22 protein-coding genes are annotated in these 20312 nt (G+C 40.5%); 7 read left to right on the top strand and 15 right to left on the bottom strand.

The features are described from left to right. Positions 1 to 28: 28 nt before the first annotated feature. Positions 29 to 826: an aldo/keto reductase gene (locus B6F02_RS03330; protein WP_179128513.1), complete on the top strand. Its 798-nt coding sequence runs from the start codon at positions 29 to 31 to the stop codon at positions 824 to 826. Between the two features lie 86 nt (positions 827 to 912). Here the strand turns inward: B6F02_RS03330 and B6F02_RS03325 are convergent, their stop codons facing one another. After that, positions 913 to 1431, bottom strand: coding sequence for a DUF1456 family protein (locus tag B6F02_RS03325; RefSeq protein ID WP_080145983.1), 519 nt, complete (start codon positions 1429 to 1431; stop codon positions 913 to 915). 225 nt (positions 1432 to 1656) lie between these two features. On the opposite strand from B6F02_RS03325, the gene B6F02_RS03320 reads away from it, so the two are divergent. Continuing rightward, a complete protein-coding gene (locus B6F02_RS03320) occupies positions 1657 to 2043 on the top strand; it encodes a hypothetical protein (RefSeq protein WP_080145982.1) in 387 nt (128 codons plus the stop codon). Beyond that, positions 2024 to 2185, top strand: coding sequence for a hypothetical protein (locus tag B6F02_RS10995; protein WP_179128512.1), 162 nt, complete (start codon positions 2024 to 2026; stop codon positions 2183 to 2185). The genes B6F02_RS03320 and B6F02_RS10995 overlap by 20 nt, the downstream gene beginning before the upstream one ends. 151 nt (positions 2186 to 2336) lie before the next feature. Here B6F02_RS10995 and gloB read toward each other — a convergent pair whose 3' ends face one another. Continuing rightward, the gene (gloB, locus tag B6F02_RS03315) at positions 2337 to 3038 is read right to left on the bottom strand and encodes a hydroxyacylglutathione hydrolase (RefSeq protein ID WP_080145981.1); all 702 of its coding nucleotides are present in this window, start codon (positions 3036 to 3038) and stop codon (positions 2337 to 2339) included. 176 nt (positions 3039 to 3214) lie between these two features. Here gloB and fabV point away from each other — a divergent pair, with 176 nt between their 5' ends. Beyond that, entirely contained in the window at positions 3215 to 4408 is a 1194-nt protein-coding gene (gene fabV / locus B6F02_RS03310) for an enoyl-ACP reductase FabV (protein WP_080145980.1), read from the top strand. 66 nt (positions 4409 to 4474) lie between these two features. Here fabV and B6F02_RS03305 read toward each other — a convergent pair whose 3' ends face one another. After that, complete coding sequence (locus B6F02_RS03305; protein WP_080146084.1) at positions 4475 to 4783, bottom strand: MGMT family protein; 309 nt, start codon at positions 4781 to 4783, stop codon at positions 4475 to 4477. Between the two features lie 159 nt (positions 4784 to 4942). Between B6F02_RS03305 and B6F02_RS03300 the strand changes: the two genes are divergently transcribed. After that, the gene (locus B6F02_RS03300; RefSeq protein WP_080145979.1) at positions 4943 to 6274 is read left to right on the top strand and encodes a dihydrolipoyl dehydrogenase family protein; all 1332 of its coding nucleotides are present in this window, start codon (positions 4943 to 4945) and stop codon (positions 6272 to 6274) included. Positions 6275 to 6391: 117 nt separating this feature from the next. Here the strand turns inward: B6F02_RS03300 and B6F02_RS11105 are convergent, their stop codons facing one another. Together B6F02_RS11105 and B6F02_RS03290 are read right to left on the bottom strand one after the other, a co-directional pair. Then, positions 6392 to 6553 (bottom strand): hypothetical protein, encoded by a 162-nt coding sequence (locus B6F02_RS11105; RefSeq protein ID WP_256864631.1) that lies wholly within the window; start codon positions 6551 to 6553, stop codon positions 6392 to 6394. Positions 6554 to 6680: 127 nt separating this feature from the next. After that, positions 6681 to 8138 (bottom strand): DEAD/DEAH box helicase, encoded by a 1458-nt coding sequence (locus B6F02_RS03290; protein WP_080145978.1) that lies wholly within the window; start codon positions 8136 to 8138, stop codon positions 6681 to 6683. Positions 8139 to 8498: 360 nt separating this feature from the next. Here B6F02_RS03290 and gloA point away from each other — a divergent pair, with 360 nt between their 5' ends. After that, entirely contained in the window at positions 8499 to 8879 is a 381-nt protein-coding gene (gene gloA / locus B6F02_RS03285; protein ID WP_080145977.1) for a lactoylglutathione lyase, read from the top strand. Between the two features lie 104 nt (positions 8880 to 8983). Here the strand turns inward: gloA and rlmH are convergent, their stop codons facing one another. Together rlmH and B6F02_RS03275 are read right to left on the bottom strand one after the other, a co-directional pair. Then, positions 8984 to 9463 (bottom strand): 23S rRNA (pseudouridine(1915)-N(3))-methyltransferase RlmH, encoded by a 480-nt coding sequence (gene rlmH / locus B6F02_RS03280; RefSeq protein WP_080145976.1) that lies wholly within the window; start codon positions 9461 to 9463, stop codon positions 8984 to 8986. Between the two features lie 11 nt (positions 9464 to 9474). Further along, entirely contained in the window at positions 9475 to 9906 is a 432-nt protein-coding gene (locus tag B6F02_RS03275; RefSeq protein ID WP_080145975.1) for a MarR family winged helix-turn-helix transcriptional regulator, read from the bottom strand. A 121-nt stretch (positions 9907 to 10027) separates the two neighbouring features. On the opposite strand from B6F02_RS03275, the gene B6F02_RS03270 reads away from it, so the two are divergent. Next, the gene (locus B6F02_RS03270; RefSeq protein ID WP_080145974.1) at positions 10028 to 10450 is read left to right on the top strand and encodes an organic hydroperoxide resistance protein; all 423 of its coding nucleotides are present in this window, start codon (positions 10028 to 10030) and stop codon (positions 10448 to 10450) included. A gap of 441 nt (positions 10451 to 10891) precedes the next feature. On the opposite strand, the gene B6F02_RS03265 is transcribed toward B6F02_RS03270, so the two are convergent. From B6F02_RS03265 to B6F02_RS03230, 8 genes are all read right to left on the bottom strand, one after another. Next, positions 10892 to 12079: a S1C family serine protease gene (locus B6F02_RS03265; protein ID WP_080145973.1), complete on the bottom strand. Its 1188-nt coding sequence runs from the start codon at positions 12077 to 12079 to the stop codon at positions 10892 to 10894. A 265-nt stretch (positions 12080 to 12344) separates the two neighbouring features. Next, a complete protein-coding gene (gene gdhA / locus B6F02_RS03260; RefSeq protein ID WP_080145972.1) occupies positions 12345 to 13691 on the bottom strand; it encodes an NADP-specific glutamate dehydrogenase in 1347 nt (448 codons plus the stop codon). A 125-nt stretch (positions 13692 to 13816) separates the two neighbouring features. Next, on the bottom strand, positions 13817 to 14629 hold the full coding sequence (locus B6F02_RS03255; protein WP_080145971.1) for an MBL fold metallo-hydrolase: 813 nt from the start codon (positions 14627 to 14629) through the stop codon (positions 13817 to 13819). 123 nt (positions 14630 to 14752) lie between these two features. Then, the gene (locus B6F02_RS03250; RefSeq protein ID WP_080145970.1) at positions 14753 to 15667 is read right to left on the bottom strand and encodes a two-component system regulatory protein YycI; all 915 of its coding nucleotides are present in this window, start codon (positions 15665 to 15667) and stop codon (positions 14753 to 14755) included. Continuing rightward, positions 15657 to 16973 carry a two-component system activity regulator YycH gene (gene yycH, locus B6F02_RS03245; protein WP_080145969.1) on the bottom strand — a complete coding sequence of 439 codons (1317 nt, stop codon included), beginning with the start codon at positions 16971 to 16973 and terminating at the stop codon, positions 15657 to 15659. The genes B6F02_RS03250 and yycH overlap by 11 nt, the downstream gene beginning before the upstream one ends. After that, positions 16970 to 18826 (bottom strand): cell wall metabolism sensor histidine kinase WalK, encoded by a 1857-nt coding sequence (gene walK / locus B6F02_RS03240; protein ID WP_080145968.1) that lies wholly within the window; start codon positions 18824 to 18826, stop codon positions 16970 to 16972. The genes yycH and walK overlap by 4 nt, the downstream gene beginning before the upstream one ends. A 6-nt stretch (positions 18827 to 18832) precedes the next feature. After that, positions 18833 to 19546: a response regulator YycF gene (gene yycF, locus B6F02_RS03235; protein WP_080145967.1), complete on the bottom strand. Its 714-nt coding sequence runs from the start codon at positions 19544 to 19546 to the stop codon at positions 18833 to 18835. Between the two features lie 132 nt (positions 19547 to 19678). Continuing rightward, entirely contained in the window at positions 19679 to 20200 is a 522-nt protein-coding gene (locus B6F02_RS03230; RefSeq protein WP_080145966.1) for a PTS sugar transporter subunit IIA, read from the bottom strand. Positions 20201 to 20312 lie beyond the last annotated feature (112 nt).

The following is a 20312-nucleotide window of genomic DNA, read 5'->3' as shown; positions in this document are numbered from 1 at the left end:
GGCTAGCAAATAAGAGAGGATGGTCAGCATGGTAAACAACTTAGCGAAACATCTTTCGTTGAACGACAATACGATGATTCCGTCACTGGGATTCGGCACAGCTGAACTAAAAGGGGGAAAAGCTGCAGACTCGGTTTCCTTTGCAATCAAGCATGGTTATCGATTAATTGATACTTCCCCTAACTATGGAAACGAGGAGGAAGTTGGAAAAGGAATTCAATCCGCTCTTGGAAATGATGCTGCACGAGAGGACTTGTTTATTTCAACAAAAGTTGAAGAGGATGATATGAGTTTTGAAGGTGTACAAAAGTCAGTAGAAGAAAGCTTAGGCAGATTAAAGCTCGACTACATTGATTTGCTTCTGATCCACTCTCCATCTGATAACGATGAAGTAAACATTGAAACTTGGAAAGGGTTTGAAGCCGTCCTTAAATCTGGTAAAGTCAAATCGATCGGTATCTCCAACTTTACCCGCAAAGAACTGAAGCCGTTACTGGATAACGCTACCGTAACGCCCTCTATTAACCAAGTCGAATTGGCGCCCGGCAATGTTGACTGGGATACAAAAGAATTCTGCGAAAGTCATGACATTGTCATCATGTCCTACTCTCCGCTCAAAAAAGGGCAATTAGACAATGAAACCATCAAGAAACTGGCCGATCAATATGGCAAGTCGCCTCAGCAGATTGCTTTACGCTGGACCGTTGACTTGAATACGATTCCGATTCCGCGCTCTGGAAATGAAGAGCACATTCAATCGAACGCAGAGATTGTCGATTTTTCCTTAACAGAGAATGAAGTTCAAGCGATTAAGGATTTAACGTAGAGATATCAATAAATTTTATTTTAAAAAAGAAAGCAGCAGTTCATAATCACTGTTGCTTTCTTTTTTATCTAAAACTACTTCTTTTTTCACTCTCTATAATGCAGTGCCAAACCTTTTAAAAAGTTCCTGGCATAACGGTCGCCGCATTCTTTATAGTTCCGCTGCCCTTCTCTTCTGAGCACCGCACTCAACTCACTGTTAGAAATAAATACACCTGCATCATCTAAAATATCCAGCATATCATCACTTGTCAAAGACAAAGCGATTTTCACTTTCTTTAAGAGCACGTTATTGACACTGCGATCATTTTTGATCATTCTATTAGGCTTTTTGGACTCCCCTGGTTTTGTCTCCTGTCTGCCGCGTTTAAAGATTATCAAACCATTCAGAAAGGACTCAAACATATAGTTGTCGCATGCTTTAGCGTAAACATTCTCGGTTTTACTATCGTCATCTGCTTCTGCTTGGCTGTTTTGTTTAGTCAGCATTTCCTGAACGTCTGCTTTAGTTACATCCGTTTCCCCCAGCTTGAATATTTCTACCATATCCGTGTCTTTTATATCCAAAGCATATCTTAGTCTTACCAATCGATCATTGTTATTCATGTTTTCCTCCAGTGTACGTTTTATCTGATTCTATTTTTCTGAATTAAGTTAAAAGTGGTCTCCCATTTAACAGTTTTGTACTCTTTTCATTCATAGTACGTCGTTTAATTGAAAGCTGCAACAATCTTCTGACTCTTTTTTTATAAAGCAGACTTGCGACTGATGGTTTACGTCACTGTCTATGTTAAAATAGAATTAACGTAAAAAAATATGGAGCCACTTACCTTGTTAGAATTCATTAAAGGATTTTTTGAGCGCGGAACAATTGATAGCAGTCTGGAAATTTTTTATGCTTTGCTTGGTACTCTCTCCTTTTCTTTACTTATACTGTGTTTGCTCCCTAAAAAGTACGCTGTCAAGTGGATAGGCGGTTACGGTCAACATGAACTGGACAGAGACAAGTTCGACTGGCAAAAGACTTTAAGAAACACTCAGCACTTTCTAGGGTTTTTCATCTTATTTTCCAGCTTTTTTATTTTACTAAATTACTTAATCGGTATGATTGCTACAGATATAGGTATCTGGCTGGCTGTGATATTACTCTTTGCAAAAGGCAGACAGCTGGATCCCGTGAAAAAGGAGGCATTCCGTGATGAAGAAGAACTTGAATGATGAAGAAAAAGAAGAACTTCAAAAAGGAAAGACCGGTTTATTATTCGGTCTTTTTACAATAACCGTTATATTAATAATTGCTTTGATTCTATTTTGCCTGTTTATTGCCATACATTCATTTGGATTCCCATTCAGCTTTTAGATGAGCATAAAATTGAAGGTCAAACAAGCTCCTGTAAACCAGCTTGTTTGACCTTTTTGATTGATTGTAAATTGTTTAGTTCTGACGATTTCTTATTCATTCTGGATAGTACATGACCTTTGACTATCTGAAAAACTTTTGCGACAAATCTTTAAAATTCATCCCGCGCTTTACGCAGCTCAATAAATCTTTCTAAGTTCTCAGCCTCCATCAGCAAATTGATGTTCTTTTCCTTTTCAATCGTTGACGGTAAAGTCGGTTGGTCGTTTTCTCTTTTTTCCTGAGCCTCTTTTAAGGCTTCAGCAATTTTTTCATTATCTGGTTCAACAGATTGAGCAAATCGGAGATTTGTCTCTGTATACTCATGACCAGCATAAACAGCTACAGTACCATTTAATTTAGCAAATTGCTGTAAAGCATCGTATTGCGCTTGATAGTCACCCGTGAACACTCTGCCGCATCCACCTGAAAATAAAGCATCGCCGCAGAATAAGCTATCACCTGACAGGAAGCTGATATGTTCTTTTGAATGGCCCGCTGTCTTTAGTACTTCAAAAGTCAGTCCCAACAGTTCAACAGTATCGCCTTTCTTCACGATGGTACTGGCATATTCAGCTGTTTCGCTCGGCCCATAGACTGGTGTGTCAGGGTAAGCTGCTAAAATATCCTCCACACCCCCGACATGATCAGTATGTTCATGCGTCAGAAGAATGCCCTGCAAGTTTTTCTGCTCTTTTTCCAGGTATTCCAGCACACCTTGTGACTCTCCGGGATCCACTACTGCTGCATCCTTTCCTTCTTCCATCACCCAAATATAATTATCAGATAACGCTTTGATCGGATGAATCTGCATCTCTAACCACTCCTCGCATTCATGTTCTATATACTCTTTCTTTCATTTTACAGAACATCTGATTAAATAACTATTTATTTAATCACGTTCAACAGATATTCTCAAACAAACCGTTCCTGTAAAAAAGCATTTCTGATATGATACTCTTAAGAAGAATAATTGGAGGAATAAGAATCATGGACTTTAAACAGAATATTCGAGGAAATGTAGCGATTGGGGTCAACCCGATCGGACTAAAACAGGAAGTTTTGAATCAAATCAATTATGTAAAAGACCAGGGAACTTACGAAGGACCTAAAAAAGTCTTGATTATTGGAGCCTCTTCAAGCTACGGATTGGCGACTAGAATCAGCTTGGCTTTTGGTACAGGCGCTGACACGATCGGTGTCTCTTTTGAAAAAGGACCGAAAAGCGAGCGGAACTTAGGAACAGCTGGCTGGTACAATAATATTGCTTTTAAAGAAGCGGCTGAAAAAGAAGGACTTGTGGCTAAAAACTTCGTACAAGATGCGTTCAGTCATGAAAGCAAGCAGGAAGTCATTGACTATATCAAGAATGAATTCGGCGGCAAAGTCGACCTTGTCGTATACAGCTTGGCAAGCGGCAGAAGAACGGATCCGGATACTGGAGAAACGTATAACTCTTCTATCAAAGCAATCGGCGAACCTGTAGTCGGTCCAAATATCAATATGCAAAACCAGGATTTCTACGAGGAAACACTGGATCCGGCAACAGATCAGGAAATTCATGATACTGTGAAAGTCATGGGCGGAGAAGACTGGGAACTTTGGATGAAAGCTCTGAAGGAAGCAGGCGTTTTAGCTGATAACGTACTGACGACTAATTATTCTTATCTAGGTACTGAATTGAATCGTCCTTACTATGGCGGCGGTACACTTGGACGCGCGAAAGCGGACTGTGATGAAAAAGCTGAAAACATTAATGAATTGCTGGCTGACATCAATGGGAAAGCATTGATTGTTGTAGCGACTGCTGTAACTACTAAAGCCAGCTCGGTTATTCCGTTCTTCCCTGTATACTGCATCGGTCTATATAAAGTCATGTCTGAAAAAGGCACACATGAAACGCCGATCATGCACCAGGACCGTATCTATCGTGAAATGATTTATGGAGATAAACCAGAATATGACGAAGTCGGTCGTCTAAGACCAGACAGCTGGGAACTGGACAGCGACACGCAAGCTAAGACAAAAGAACTGATCTTGAAACTGAACCAAGATAATTTCAATACTGACTTGACGGCTTATGACCTATTCTATAAAGAATTCTCCAACCTAAGTGGTTTCATGGTCGACAACTATGAAGAACAAGACGTTACCATAGATGAATTGAAAGCATTGGAATACTAATCGATATACATTCAAAAAGGTTATGGACACAGTTTCCATAACCTTTTCTATATTTCCGGAACAGTATTACTCGCTCCACTGACAGGTTTTAAGATCAACATGTGTCTCATTTTTCATTGTTACGTCTTCCGCTTCCAGCAGATCCTTCTGGTCTCTAAATCCCGGAGCCAACCTGCCGGCGTGATTCACCACTCTGTGACAGGGATATTTCCCATAAAACTCTGCCATACTTAACACTTTCCCCACTAGTCTGGCATTCTTGTCTCTACCGATCAGTCTGGCAATCTGACCATATGTAGCCACTTTGCCCTCGGGAATCTCTTCAACGACTGATAATATTTCGTAGATCAACTCTTCGCTTAGAACTCGTGCCACATTGTCTCTCCTTCTGAACCGATTTAACTGAACTACTCTTAAACCTTTGGTTAGATTATAGCTTGCAGGGTCTATCATTTTCAATCCCTCTTATTCTGTGTTAAAAAGAGTTTGCAGGTCATGTACTGAAAATCGTTCTATAAAAAGGAGATTATACTTATGGGAAAACATTATGATATGGTCATTATTGGTAGTGGCGTATCTGGAAAAGCTGCTGCATCCAGTTTAGCATCCTCAGGTAAACATGTGGCAATAATAGAAGACGATTTATGGGGCGGAACGTGTCCCAACCGTGGATGTGATCCTAAGAAGGTCTTAGTCTCAGCCGTTGAGGCAAAAGATCAGCTTCAGCAATTACAAGGAAAAGGATTCAACATAGTCCCTGACGTGAATTGGCCGGATTTGATGGCGTTCAAAGAAACATTCACTTCTCCTGTGCCAGAGCAAAGCAAGGAAAGTTTGGAATCCGCTGGAGTAGAAACGTTTTATGGTAAAGCAGCATTTATTGACCACCATAGCTTAAAAGTAAACGAAGAAGAACTAACAGCAGAACAGTTCGTCATTGCAGCAGGTGCTCGTCCTTCAATCCTGGATATCGAAGGAAAAGAACATTTCTTAACCAGCAGAGAGTTCTTGTCTCTTAAAGAAATGCCTGAGACGGTTACACTCGTTGGCGGCGGTTATATCGCTTTTGAATTTGCAGCCCTTGCAAATGCTGCAGGTGCAGACGTACATGTCATCCAGCACAATGATCGACCTCTCAAAGCATTCGATCAGGAACTCGTTGATCTATTAATGAAGCAGCTTGAAGCTAAAGGTGTCACGTTCCATTTGAATGTCAGTATTTCAAAAATTGAAGCTGCTGGAGATGGTTTTTCACTGACAGACGATTCAGACTTTCAATTAAATACCGACCTGGTTTTCTGTACCACCGGAAGAATTCCGAATACGGAAGCATTGAACCTCGAAAATGCTGGCGTTGACTATGACAAAAAAGGCATTACCGTTAATGAATATCTTCAGACCAGCAACCCAGCGATCTTTGCAATAGGTGATATTTTATCTAAAAGCCAGCCGAAATTGACGCCTGTCTGCAGTTTTGAATCTAGTTATGTAGTATCTTATCTAACGGGAAAAACGACTGATCCTATTGCTTATCCTAGTATTCCGACAATGGTCTTCTCAGGGCCTAAATTAGCTCAAATCGGAGTCCAAGCGACTACTGATGATGATCGCTATGAAGTATCTGCTATTGATGCTACTAAATGGTTCAGTTATCACAGAACCAATGAACCGATCTCGAAAATCAAAATCGTGACCGATAAAGATTCTGGTTTACTTGTCGGTGCCGCTTGTCTGAATAACGAAGCAGATGAACTGATCAATTACTTCAGTCAGCTGATCGAACAAAAAGTTTCAGCATCAGAAGTCGCTGACCATATTTTTGCTTATCCGACAATTGCCAGTGACTTGTCTTCTATTTATTCTTGATTTTAAAAACAAACAGCTTCTTGTTTTAATATAGATAAACACTATATAAATAGAGAGAACCCATTGAATAGGTTCTCTCTATTTGTTGTGGTTATGAATCACTCAAACGTTTTCCAGCTATCTTATATATTTCTTTATCTGATCTTTTCCAATCGTAATGATGTCGATAATTTCTACACCATTCTCCAACTCTTTAAATCTCACACGCAATCCTGCTCGTTTATGCTTTATCTTTTTACACCCTGATAAATGACCATGCAACCATTCTCCTGCTTGCATTCCTTGTACTTCAAGTTTTTTGAAAGACTTATCTACTGATTTTTTTCTGTGAGCCGTCTAAGTGATAAGTGATCATAGTCTTCTTTGGCCAACTTGTTTAATCGGCTTATTCAAATGACGCTTTTATTTACTTGCGTGCTTTACTGACTTTCAAGTTTTTTCCTTTAATCGTACGATTCTGCATTTCGGAAATAACGTAAGGTCCTTTGCCATTCATGATCTCTACGTAGGTGACATTTTCCTGAATTGTGATAATACCGATATCTTCGGCTGATATTCCTTTAATACTCGTCAGCGTCCCGACGAAATCAACTGCACGCAACTTTTTCTTTTTACCGCCATTAAAGTAAACCTTCGTGATGTCTTTATTCAATTCTTTATTGCGGGCTTTTTTTGGAGCCACTCGTGTGTTTATTTTCTTTTCGAAAGCTGCCTTTGCTCGGATAATTGCACGTTCATTAGGCGCAAATATTTCCGTAAGTTCTTGCTGACCATTAAAGGCATAGTCACGAATGTCATCCCATCGTCTTCGGTCAGTGTCACTCACCATCGTCAAAGCCAGTCCTGTTTTGCCTGCTCGACCTGTCCGCCCTGTGCGGTGTGTGTAATTCTCTTTTTCAAACGGGACATCATAGTTGACGACGTGTGTCAGATTATCAACGTCGATTCCACGAGCAGCGACATCCGTAGCGACCAGATAACGGAGTTTCCCGGAGCGGAATTCATCCATTACCTCCACTCGATCATCTTGATCCATACCGCCGTGCAGCTTATCGATTGGCAAACCAGCTTTGTCCAGATACTTCATTACAGAATCCACCACGTCTTTCGTGTTACAAAAAATGATACAAGCATCCGGATTCTCAATGGTCAATAAATCTAATAGTTGCTTTTTCTTACTTTCTTCTTCTACGTTGATATACGAGTGTAAAATCTTAGGCGTATTTTCCATGGATGCTTCCATCCTGACAGAAGCACGATCCGGACTCATATAAAAACTGACGATACGCTCTATTTGAGGCCGCATAGTCGCAGAAAACAGCATCGTCTGACGCTCTTTCGGCAAGTGATTGATAATCTCTTCTACTTGTTCGATGAACCCCATATTCAGCATTTCATCCGCTTCATCCAAGACTAGGCTGCTGACTTTATCTACTGCTAGTGTGCCTTCTTTTAAATGCTCCAATACCCGGCCCGGAGTACCGACAACAATATGGCTTTTTTGCTTCAATTCGGATTTCTGCGTTTTAAAGGAGGACTTGCCGAATACTGCAGTAGCCTTTATCCGCTTCAATCGGCCGATATTCATGATGTCGTCCTTGACTTGCAGTGCTAACTCCCGAGTTGGAACCAAAATCAAAGCTTGTGGTTTGTTTTCTTCCCACTCTGCTTGTTCACAAAGCGGAATACCAAAGGCAATCGTCTTGCCACTGCCTGTCTGAGACTCGACGAGGATATCCTGTTTCTCTAGCGCCAGCGGAATGACCGCTTCCTGAACCGCTGTCGGTTTAAAATAACGTAAGCTCGTTAATGCTTTTAATACTTCGGAATTAACTCCAAGTGTTTCAAATGAATGCTTATTCATACTCTCCTGCTTTCTTTTGCTTTACTGAATGATTGTATCAGAGTTCAAACGCTTTTATCACTCTTAATTCTGGTCGTTATTCAATCTTTAGTGTAACAGAAGCTTTACCTTTATTCTTCCTTAAAAACGTAACAGGATTCAACTATTTTGAGCAAAAAAGGAGATAAACCCATTAAAATATGGTTTCTGCCTATGCTTATTTCTACATATTGTTGATTCATACCGCACATCTCGTCAGGTATGAATCTAAGACACTGCTCTCATTAACTCACTTAGTCTACCAATAATTTCTTTAGGAAAATGTGTGTAGATGACCTATTCATGCTAGAATAAAGGTATAAACAATTGGAGGATGATATGATGAACCAAGTACTTGTTGAAATTTGCCTGCGTGTCAGAGACATTGAGGCTACTTTAGACTTTTACACTAACTTATTTGATTTTGAAGTGGCCAGCCGCAGAGAATTCCCAGATAAAAAGTTTGATTTAATTTATTTGAATTCTCCCGGTTCTTCTGTGCAAATCGAACTGACTTACAATTACGATGCTGAGCCATATACTATAGGAGACGGCTTCAGTCATTTAGGCGTGACGGTCAGCGACTTAGAAAAAATGCACGAAATCTGTAAAGACTCTGCTTACGAAACCGGTGAGCTAAAAGGACTTTCAGGCGGCACACCGTCTTACTTCTTTGTAACAGACCCTGATGGTTACCGAATTGAAGTAAAACGCGCAAAATAATTAGTTGAATAGTAAAAGTACGCATATTGGTTATTGCCAATTTGCGTACTTTTTTCTTATCACTGATTAAAATTTCTTGTTAACTTATGTTTTTGAAACCTCATCTACTTATGGTAAGGTTCCCCACGCATAATCCGAAATGCTCTATAGATCTGCTCGGTCAGAATCAGTCTCATCAGTTGATGCGGGTAGGTCATTTTTCCGAAAGAGATCGTCCCATCGCTGCGTTTCATCACATCTTCACTCAGTCCAAGTGAGCCTCCGATCACGAAGACGATGCTGCTTTTTCCATGAATCATGAGCTGCTCGATTTCTTTTGCGAATTTTTCTGATGTTCGTTCTTTGGACTCGATAGCCAAGGCAAATACGTATGCTTGGTCAGAAATCTTCGCCAGCAATCGCTGACCTTCTTTATCTTTGATCTGGATCATTTCCGCATCACTCAGATTTTCCGGAGCTTTTTCGTCTGGTACTTCTATAACGTTGAACTTTGTATAGGCACCGAGTCGCTTGGCGTATTCATCGATGCCTTTTTTCAAATACTTTTCTTTCAATTTACCGACTGAAAGGATCGTAATATCCATTTTCTTCCACCTTACTCGCCGAACTGGCTCATCATTTTACCTAGTATATTCTTCAACTGTATGAATTCTTCTTCGTTCAAATTCAAATGCTTAATGAAATTGACTGGGATATTTTCCGCTTTCGCTTCCGATCGTTCACCTTTTTCAGTCAAAGTGACTTCTACGACTCTTTCATCGCTTTTCGAACGGGTTCTAGTAATCAGTCCATTTTCTTCCATGCGCTTAAGCATAGGCGTCAGCGTTCCTGAATCAAGAAACAGGCGTTGGCCCAGTGTTTTTACTGAAATGGTTTGTACTTCCCATAAGACCAGCAGTACTAGATACTGCGGATAGGTAATATTCAATTCTTTTAATAAGGGACGGTAGATCTTTGTCATTTGTCTTGTCGTTGCATATAACGAAAAACAAAGCTGATTTTCTAATTTTAATATTTCATTAGCCATTTTATCACTCCTATATCCTATTATAACAAGTTCGAAAAAAAGATTATATAGTTTGACACGCTTAATTCAGTTGTGTACAATTAAATTGTGCTAAATAAACGAAAAGGAAAGGTGATTCAACATGTCAAACGCATTATATACTGCATCATCAACAGCTACTGGAGGACGTCAAGGACACGTAAAATCTTCTGACGGCGTTTTAGACTTAGAACTAACAGTTCCTAAAGGACTAGGCGGCCGCGGAGAAGCTGGAAAAACGAACCCTGAACAATTATTTTCTGCTGGATACTCAGCATGTTTCGACAGCGCACTTCAATTAGTGGCTGGTCAAGCTAAGAAAAAAATTACTTCAGCAGTTACTGCAGAAGTCAGTATTGCTAAACAAGGCGAAGGTTTCGGACTAGCAGTCGACTTGACTGTTGAAATCGAAGGCGTTTCTCAAGAAGAAGCACAAGAATTAGTCGATAAAGCAAATGAAGTATGTCCTTACTCAAGAGCTATTAAAGGAAACGTTGAAGTTACCAAAAAAGCTATCGCAAAATAATCATTAACCAAACCTCATCTATCTACCACTTGTGTATACACGCAAGTGGTTTTTTCCACTCTTATTAACATTTATCCACAACAGTTATCCACATATCCACAACGTTGTTCCCATAATTTTCGCTTTAATCTGCAATTTTCATTATTCATCTATCCTAAAAACGGGTACTTATTTATAAAGTTATCCCCACCCCTTTTATTTTTACCCACATGTCTAAAAATACTTTTAAACCCTTATTTAACAACATTTGTGTACAAAAACTTTATACATATATTGATCTTATACACATATCAGCTCACAGCTGTGGATAACTTATTTTCAATAAAAGATTGTTGTTTCGGACTTAAAAAATGAGTTATACACATATCTCGTACTTTTGCACAATTCTATCCACAAAAAAAGAAGCACACTGTTTATCAGCGCACTTCTTTCTTATTCGGTTTATAAGTTTTCGTCTGACGTTCTCATGGTAATGGTTGTGGATTCTAGCGTTCCATCTCGATAGTATTCAACTTCTACTTCATCCCCGATTTCTGTATCGTAGATTTGTTGTCTCAGTTGTACTCCGCTGGTAATGTCTGTTCCATTAAAGGATACAATCACATCATTCTCCTGCAAACCGGCCTCTGCTGCTGCACTGTCTGGTGTTACTTGCGCGATGACCACTCCACCGCTGACATCTTCTGGCAAGCCTAGTATACTGTCTTGTTGTGCTGCTGATACAGTTGCCAGGTCTACCATGCCAACTCCAAGGACTGGACGGACAACTTCACCATTCTGTTCCAATTCATTGATAATATCTACCGCATCGTTACTTGGAATTGCAAATCCCATACCTTCTACTGTAGAAGTAGAGATCTTCATTGAGTTGATTCCGACTACTTGTCCGGCCACATTGACTAGAGGTCCACCAGAGTTCCCAGGATTAATTGCTGCATCTGTCTGGATCGCCGTCATTTCCCAGTCGTATTCGCTGTCTCCGTTTGTATCTACTGGTACTGTTCTTCCTAGACCAGAAACGATTCCTGACGTTACAGAAGAAGCAAAATTTGTTCCTAGTGGTGAACCTAGAGCAATTGCCGGTTCTCCTACAACTAGACTTTCTGAATCTCCGAATTCAGCTACTTTCGTTATGTTTTCTGAGCTGATCGATAATACTGCTAGGTCCGTCCACACATCAGCACCCACGACTTGTGCTTCTATTCTGGTTCCATCTTTAAGCAGTACATCAATGGCATCTGATCCTTCAATAACATGGTTGTTTGTAAAGACATACGCAGTGTCCCCATCTACTTTATAGACAGCTCCACTCCCTGTACCGACTTGTTGCAATTGTTCTTCTTCTTCCAGCTCTGCTTCACCTTGTCCACCGTAAAGTCCCCATGGATCTTGTGTTGTTACTCGCTGTTTATTGATCACTGAAACGACGGCATCGTCTATTTCGCTAACGGCTTCTGTTACATCCGACGTTGTTTCGACTCTCATTTCAGAAACAGCCACATTGCCAGATTCATCTACATTTCCAGTCTCTGTTTCTGTTGCACTATCATTTGTAGCTGCATCGCACCCTACTAATACAGTAGAAGCTAATCCGATGGCTATAAATTTTTTTATATTCAATTTTTGCATATATAATTCCCCTTCCAGAAAATAAAAAATAAATCGCTTATGAATTGATTGTACAATCTTCATTTGAAGTTTATTTGAACTTATGTTGAATAAATCGCTCTATATCAACATAATTTTACCATATATTGTGAATAATCTATATTTTTTTGCTTATGAAGCGGGTTAAGGTTCTTTCTTTTTCAATAAAACAGAAAAAGACTGCCTATCCTTTTCATAAAAAATGATCTGGATAGACAGTCTTAAACAAGCTCAGTAAACGGACTTTTTAGACTAACCCTTGTGATAACATTGTCTGAACAACGCGGTCAAATCCGGCAATATTGGCACCAGACATCAAGTCATCTTTTTCAGCGTAAGTCTCAGCTGTTTTACTGCAGGTATAATAAATATTTTTCATAATATCTTTTAATTCATTGTCTACTCTTTCAAATGACCATGCCAGTCGTGCAGAGTTTTGTGCCATTTCTAGAGCAGAAACAGCTACTCCGCCGGCATTTGCTGCTTTTCCTGGGCAGTGCAGTACACCATGCTCTTTATAAAGGTCAATCGCTGCTTTATCTGAAGGCATATTGGCACCTTCAGCTACGATTTTTGCTCCTGATGCAATCACTTGCTGTGCCAGTTCTGCATCGATTTCATTTTGAGTAGCACAAGGCAGTGCTATGTCATATGCTTCTTTAAGCGACCAGACTGATTCTCCCTCGACGTATACAGCATTTGGATGCTGCTCAAGATACTCTTTGATGCGGCCGCGACGAATTTCTTTGATTTCTTTCACAAGAGCCAAGTCGATCCCTTCTGCATCATAAATATATCCTGAAGAGTCAGAACAGGTAACCACTTTTGCACCCAGCTCCTGTGCTTTCTCAATTGCATAGATGGATACATTCCCGCTTCCAGACACGACAACCGTTTTATCTTCAAATGTTTCATTTCTGTCTTCTAGTGCGTTCTCCACAAAATAAACTAGCCCGTATCCCGTAGCTTCTGTACGCGCTAAGCTGCCCCATGAACTCACCGGTTTACCCGTTAATACTCCAGCTGCAAAGCCATTGATCCGCTTATATTGACCAAACAAGTAGCCGATTTCTCTGCCGCCCACACCAATGTCTCCCGCCGGTACATCGATATCAGGTCCAATGTGCTTCTGAAACTCAGTCATGAAGCTTTGACAGAACCGCATAACTTCTGCATCAGATTTGCCTTTAGGATCAAAATCACTGCCGCCCTTTCCGCCGCCGATCGGCAATCCTGTCAGACTGTTTTTGAAGATTTGCTCGAATCCTAAGAAACGGACAATACTCTCATTGGTTGAAGGATGGAATCGCAATCCGCCTTTATAGGGTCCGATGGCTGAATTATATTGGACTCGGTAAGCACGATTGACTTGCCAGTGACCTTCATCATCTTGCCATGGTACGCGAAATTGGATTAATCGCTCTGGTTCAACGATCAAGGATAACAGATTATGTTCAATGATCTCTGTGTGATCTTCTAGATAAGCTTCAAGTGTTGGTAAAAACTCTTCTATAGCTTGGATGAATTCTGTTTTACCCGCATGTTTTTCTTTTACCTCGTTCAATACTGTTTCAATATACTGCTTGGCGGTCATTCTTTTCACGACTCCCTTTTATGTGTTGATGATAATTTTAATCATTTTATCATATATTGGTCTAATCTAGAAGTCTAACAAAAAAGCATGAATCCTCATAATAGGGATCCATGCTTTTCATCTGACTATAAATGAAATAAGGGTGCAGCTTCTATAGGGTCTGTATCATACAGGCGATACGTATGATTTACACCGGTATCTTTTTGCATCAGTATTTCTTCTACTGTAGAATATGCAATTTCTTTTACGTTATTTTCTTTACTTAAGTGTCCTAAATAAACTCTTTTCGTTCTGTCTCCTACGATTTCAGCTAATGCCAGTGCGCCGTCTTCATTAGACAGATGTCCTTTGTCTCCAATGATTCGCTGTTTCAGTGACCATGGATAACGGCCCATTCTCAGCATGCTCAAGTCATGATTGCTTTCAAACAGATAAGCATCAGCATTTTTAACATATTCACGCATTTTATCACTGACATATCCTGTATCGGTCAACATCACAAATCGCTTGTCATTTTTTTGAAAAGTATAAAACTGCGGATCCACAGCATCGTGTGAAACTCCAAAGCTGGACACATCGATATCGCCGATCGTCATTGTATGATCCAAATCAAAATGATGCTTTTGATCCAATTTCAGTTTTCCAAGTTTGGACTCCATGGCATTCCATGTATTCTGATTTGCGTAGACATCCAGTTCATATTTACGTGCCATAATACCGACGCCTTTGATATGATCGCTGTGTTCGTGTGTTACTAGAATGGCATTCAAGTCTTCTGGTCGACGGTCGATCTGCTGCAGAAGTTCCACTGCTTTTTTACCGCTGAATCCACAATCTACCAATAACTTTACTTTGTCTGATTCAATATAGGTGATATTGCCTGTGCTTCCGCTGGCCAGCACGCTGATCCTAAGCCCAGTCTGATCCACTTCTAACATTTCAATGTTCCTCTCCCGTCCATAATCACAGTCTATCTTACAACAAATACAGCATCTAAATCAAGAAGCCGTTCAACGAATGTTAAACGGCTTCTCTACTTCTAACTGCTATGATTAGAGGAACTACTCTGCAGCGGGTTCTTCTTCTGTTGTTGACTCTGTCTCTTCCGTTTCCTCTGTGTCTGATTGGTCTGTCGGCTCTTCTTCTGTTGGTTCGGTAGGATCGGCAGGAGCTTGCAGAATTATACCGCTCTCGTTGGTCGCATCTACTCTCAATACCTCTTCAGTGCCGCTTTCTATTACAGGTACGAGCCATACTGGTCCATATATACTCAACTCTTCTAAATTCAGTGTTCGCTGATACGTCAGAATCGGTGTCTTGACCTCTGCATTTGAAGAGATCTCTCTGTTCCGGAACAGGATCTCAACGGCTCTTTGTGCAGATATAATTTCCTGAGCCGCTCCTCGTTCTTCCATAGGACCTGCATAGGTCTGCTGATAAGAAATGATACCGCCGTTACTACCATAAATCAGAGAAATTTCTGAGGTTCCATCTGCAACGAGTACGCCATCTACTGACTGACTATAAATAAACACATTATTTGTACGATCAAATCTCAAAAATTCATACTGATCTCCGAATAAAACAGCAGAACTATTGATAAATTCATTTAGTTTCGTAAAATCAGCATCTGTGAATCCAGACTCTGGATCTCCTTCCAGCTCAATGGTGTCGGCCAATATACTTGTGTATAAAGTTCCATCAGGTCCAATGGAACCAACCTGATTTTCTAACGTATCCACATTCTCTTCTAACAATATATTGGTATTCGCTTGAACGTACGTAACTTCATCTCGTGCTTCCGGAAAATCTGGTAAATCAATACCGGCTTCCTGCATCTGACGGATATAGTTGACTTGGTCAGAAGTCGTTGAAGCATACTGTGTCTCAGAGCGGTTAATATATCCAACCAGCAGGTAAATATTCAGCAGTGTAAAGGCGATTAAAAAGATATTTTCAATTTTTTTAAAGTCCATTCAGCGAATCCTCCTGCAACTCTAGAAAACGTCCGATTTCGTATACACTTTCGTCTTCTTCTACACTGACATACCAATCTGGTTCAAAATGAATGACTCGCTCGTCTTCTTCACTTTCTTCCCATGTTAGGCCTACCTTCAACTCATCTACAGTAGAAAGGGCGACACCCGCAGCTTCTAACTGATCAGCAATTGCCAGTCCACTCGGTAATGTTTTTTGTTCGTAGCCCGGTAAAGAAATCGGTGTTTGGATAATTTGAAGCGGAATACGCAGGTTTCTTCTTCCATTAGCCCCTACTCTGACCCGTACGGTTGATTCCAGCTGTTGAGAACTGAAGACCGGTAATCCATCCAGATATCGCTGAAACACGACATAATTTGTAGCAGCATTATAAGACTGGTACTGGGACCGATCTGTCCAGTTTTCGACTTGTCTTAACTCTTGATAGCTGTTCAATAGTCGTTCACTTAATGTCAGTTGTCCTGAATTTGCTCTTTGGCGTTCATAAGTCAATACATTTGTAAGGTCGTTGACCTCGACTTTTGTTCTCAAGTCATTATATATACGGGTTTCTCCAGTCACTCTTCGCTCTACTTCCGGCGTTTCTTCAAATAACAGATCAATATAGAACACATCCGGCAACTGACGAACGACATAGTTTCGATAAGGAACAACCACTTCTTCTCTAGGAACATAAACAATTTGTGCAAGTTCCAGAGAAGCCGCTTCAGTATATTGAATGGTCTCTGATCCTCTAAACTCATCAATCACATTCTCTACATAATTGACTTGTCCTACTCTATAAATGACTTCATCAGATGAATTATAAAACAAGACTTGCTGCTCATTTTCAAGATTGAACAATATTTTGTTGAAAGTTCTATTTTCATAATCAGAAGGCAGATTTTCAAATCCGTTTTCGAATAATCCGAACGGAATCTGACCATCGTAGACAAATTCTACCCATGAATCTTCTGCCACAGCTTGCTGATATTCTTCTCGTGTAAACGTTTCCGGTTCTTGGACTTCTTCATAGGTAATGTTTTCGTATGTGCGTTCAATTAATGCTCTGCTGTCTTGTAAAGAAGCAATTAAAGGATTCTCGTAAGCTTCATGGATGACAATCTGCTGCGGAGAAAAGACTTCAGAAATCGTCCGATCAGCAACCAGAGAAGGTGTCGAATTGTTTCCCGTAGAGGCTTGTTCATCTCGCTGACTGCCCGCAGTCAAAAGACTGAAGCTTAAGAAAAGGCTCAAAACGATCAGAACACCCAGCAAGAAATGTTTTATATGCGTCCATGTCATGACCACTCATCCTCCTCAAACGGAATGTACGGAAGCGATAGATAGAAAGTCGTTCCTTCTCCTTCTTTACTGTCTGCCCATATGCGGCCGCCATGCTGCTCAACAACCTCTTTGGAGATTGCCAGCCCTAGTCCGCTACCGCCCATTGCGCGAGAACGAGCTCTATCCACCCGGTAAAATCTGGAAAAGATTTTGACTAGATCATTTTTAGGAATCCCCATTCCCTGGTCTGTGATACTAATGATGACAGACTGATCTGTCTGGCGCATTCTGCCTGTAATCGTTCCGCCGTCTGGAGAGTATTTTAAAGCGTTGTTCATAATATTATCCAGCACTTGCATCATACGGTCGGTATCCAATTCTACGAAAACCGGTGTATTGAGCAGATGTCGTTCAATATGGTAGTTCTTGCCGGCATAATCACTGGAATGAATCAGCATATCGAATCGATTCAATACATGATCCAGCAGTTCTGTTAAATCGACGAGTTCAACTTCCAACTCACTTTTCCCAGCATCAATTCTAGATAGATGCAGCAAGTCCTGAATCATCCGAATCATTCTATCTGTTTCATTTTGTGTAACTTCAAGGAATCTCGGTGCCAAATCGGGATCTTGCCAAGCACCATCGGCAAGAGCTTCAATATAACTTCTCATACTGGTCAGCGGCGTTCTCAACTCATGAGATACATTGGAAACAAACTGCTTCCGCTCTGCTTCGATTTTTTCCTGTTCTGTAACATCATGCAGCACGCAAACGATTCCGCTGATAAAGCCGGTTTCTCTTTGAATCAGTGAAAAAGAGGCTCTCAAAACAGTGGGTGCTTCTACACTTGTCCCATTGATCAGAATATCTTCCTGCTCTTCCAGCAGTTTGCGCAGAGTCAGATCTTCTTCTACATCCAACACTTTTAACAGATTTTTACCGATCACTTCTTCGTTGGTGACATCCAGCATCGTTTCCGCCATATTATTGACGATCACGATCTTCCCTCTGCGGTCTGTTGCAATGACACCATCTGTCATATGGGTCAAGACACTATCCAAGCGGCGGCGCTCTGAATCGATTGATTCTTGTGCTTCCGCAACTTCATCAGACAACTCATTGATCAAAAAAGCCAGCTGTCCTAATTCGTCTTCACCATAGACTTTTAAAGTGCCTGAATAGTCTCCTTCAGCAATCGCTCTAGTCTGTGTCTGCATCTCCTTGATTGGTTTCGTCAATGCTCTTGAAACCATATTGGCTAAGATCAGCGATAACACGATGGCGACTGCAGAAGACTGCAAGAAGATTACGGTAATATCAGAAATTTGTGTATAGACGGACTCAATATTGCTTTCCATCAGAATAATCCCTAAAAACTCTTCTCCTGAACTAGAATATACCGGTTCTACAATCTTCCACTTTCTGGCTCCAGAAGAGCTGTCTTCTACTTGGATAGCCAGCGTATTTCCTGACAAATGAACGTCTCTGACGTCTGTATCATCGGAGAGCTGCCCCAGTGTATCTTGCTGAGTGCTGTCGCTGTTGCCGAGTACGACCATATTTTGGTCGATCACCTGCAAATCTGTAATGCCGCTGCCGGAAAATTCAGACAACAAATCATTGATTTCTTCACGCGGGTCAATTTCCGATTCTTCATTATTTTCATATTCTTCCAAGTAAGGCTGGACAGTACTTTCCAGGAAATCGATCTGTGCTTGTCGGTCTTCTTGAAAACTCGTCACTAATCGCCGTTCAATCTGGGTAATAAAATTCGCCCCAATAATTTGCAGGGCGAACACCAGTAACATAACAATAATAAAAACGATTTTTGTATTGATCGATTGATAAAAACGAATCTTTTTTTTCATATAAAATTACTTCTCCTGTTGTTCAGGATTCCTCAAATAATACCCTACTCCGCGTCTTGTGACTAAAAAGTTCGGATGGCTGGGGTTATCTTCAATTTTTTCACGTAATCGTCTGACGGTTACATCGACTGTACGAACATCTCCAAAATAATCGTAGCCCCAGACAGTTTCTAGTAAATGTTCACGAGTCATGACTTGCCCAATATGTCTTGCCAGGTAGTGCAGCAATTCGAATTCGCGGTGAGTCAGCTCAATGGTACTGCCTCGTTTAGAAACGATATAGGCATCAGGGTGTACAACTAAGTCCCCAACTTCAATATCATTATTCTCAGGTTTTTCCGGTTCTGCCGTTTGTGCAGTCGTTTGACGTCTTAGATTGGCTTTTACCCGTGCAACAAGTTCGCGATTAGAGAAAGGTTTTGTTACATAGTCATCTGCCCCTAATTCTAACCCTAGTACTTTATCAATTTCCTGATCTTTAGCGGTGACCATTATAATCGGAATATCGTGGGTACGACGGACTTCCCGGCAGACTTCAAGTCCATCCATTTTGGGAAGCATCAGATCCAGTACAATCAAGTCAGGTGTATGTTCTTCTACTTTTGCGACGGCTTCTTCCCCGTCATAAGCCGTAACAACTTCAAATCCTTCTTTTTCGAGATTAAATTTAACGATATCTGAAATCGGCTTTTCATCATCAACTACTAATATTTTTTTCAAGTGATGTTCCTCCTCAGAAACATGTTTTTTTAATCATTATGTCTTGTTATATAGATTATGTTAATTATACCTTACCTATGAATCAGGTTCAATTTTTCACTTAAGGAACGTTAGGCTCTTATAGTCTACTGTTTAAAGCTCGATTTCTAAAGCGACCGTTTCACCTGCAACGGCTTGATCAGCAGAGAACAGTGTCTGCTTCATTTCAATTGCCTGATCATCCAGTACGATTACAGAAATAATAGGATTGTATCCTTTTCCGACGATGAAATCTTCATCGAATGTCACTAGACTGTCGCCTTTATCCACTTCATCATCTTTTTCCCGCTGAGTAGAAAATCCTTCTCCATTTAGTAAAAGCGTATCGATTCCAATATGAATCAATATTTTGATCCCTTCAGCTGTTTCAATATAATAGGCATGTTTGGCGTCGGCAACTTCTATCAATTTGCCTTTTATCGGTGCAACAACAGTTTGTGAAGTAGGTTTGATTGCAAATCCTTCTCCAATCATTTTTTGAGCAAAGATTTCATCTGGAACCTCTTCGATCGATAAGACTTCTCCGTCTGCAACAGCATACAGTGTTAACTTATGCTGAACATCCTCTTTATTCCCTATCTCGATTTCAGAATCCTTCGTTCTCTTTTCTTCCATTATTTTCTCCTTTGCCGTCCGCTGCTGTTTTAATATAGGCAGTCGTTGATGTTGCTACTATTCTAACAATTAAAGCCATTTCAAGCAATATCTTTTAAATCGAAGCTTCTGT

Origin of the sequence: Marinilactibacillus piezotolerans (assembly GCF_900169305.1) — a bacterium.
Taxonomy (GTDB): domain Bacteria; phylum Bacillota; class Bacilli; order Lactobacillales; family Carnobacteriaceae_A; genus Marinilactibacillus; species Marinilactibacillus piezotolerans_A.
Note: the sequence above shows the minus strand (reverse complement) of the source record. Positions and strands in the feature narration are given on the sequence as shown.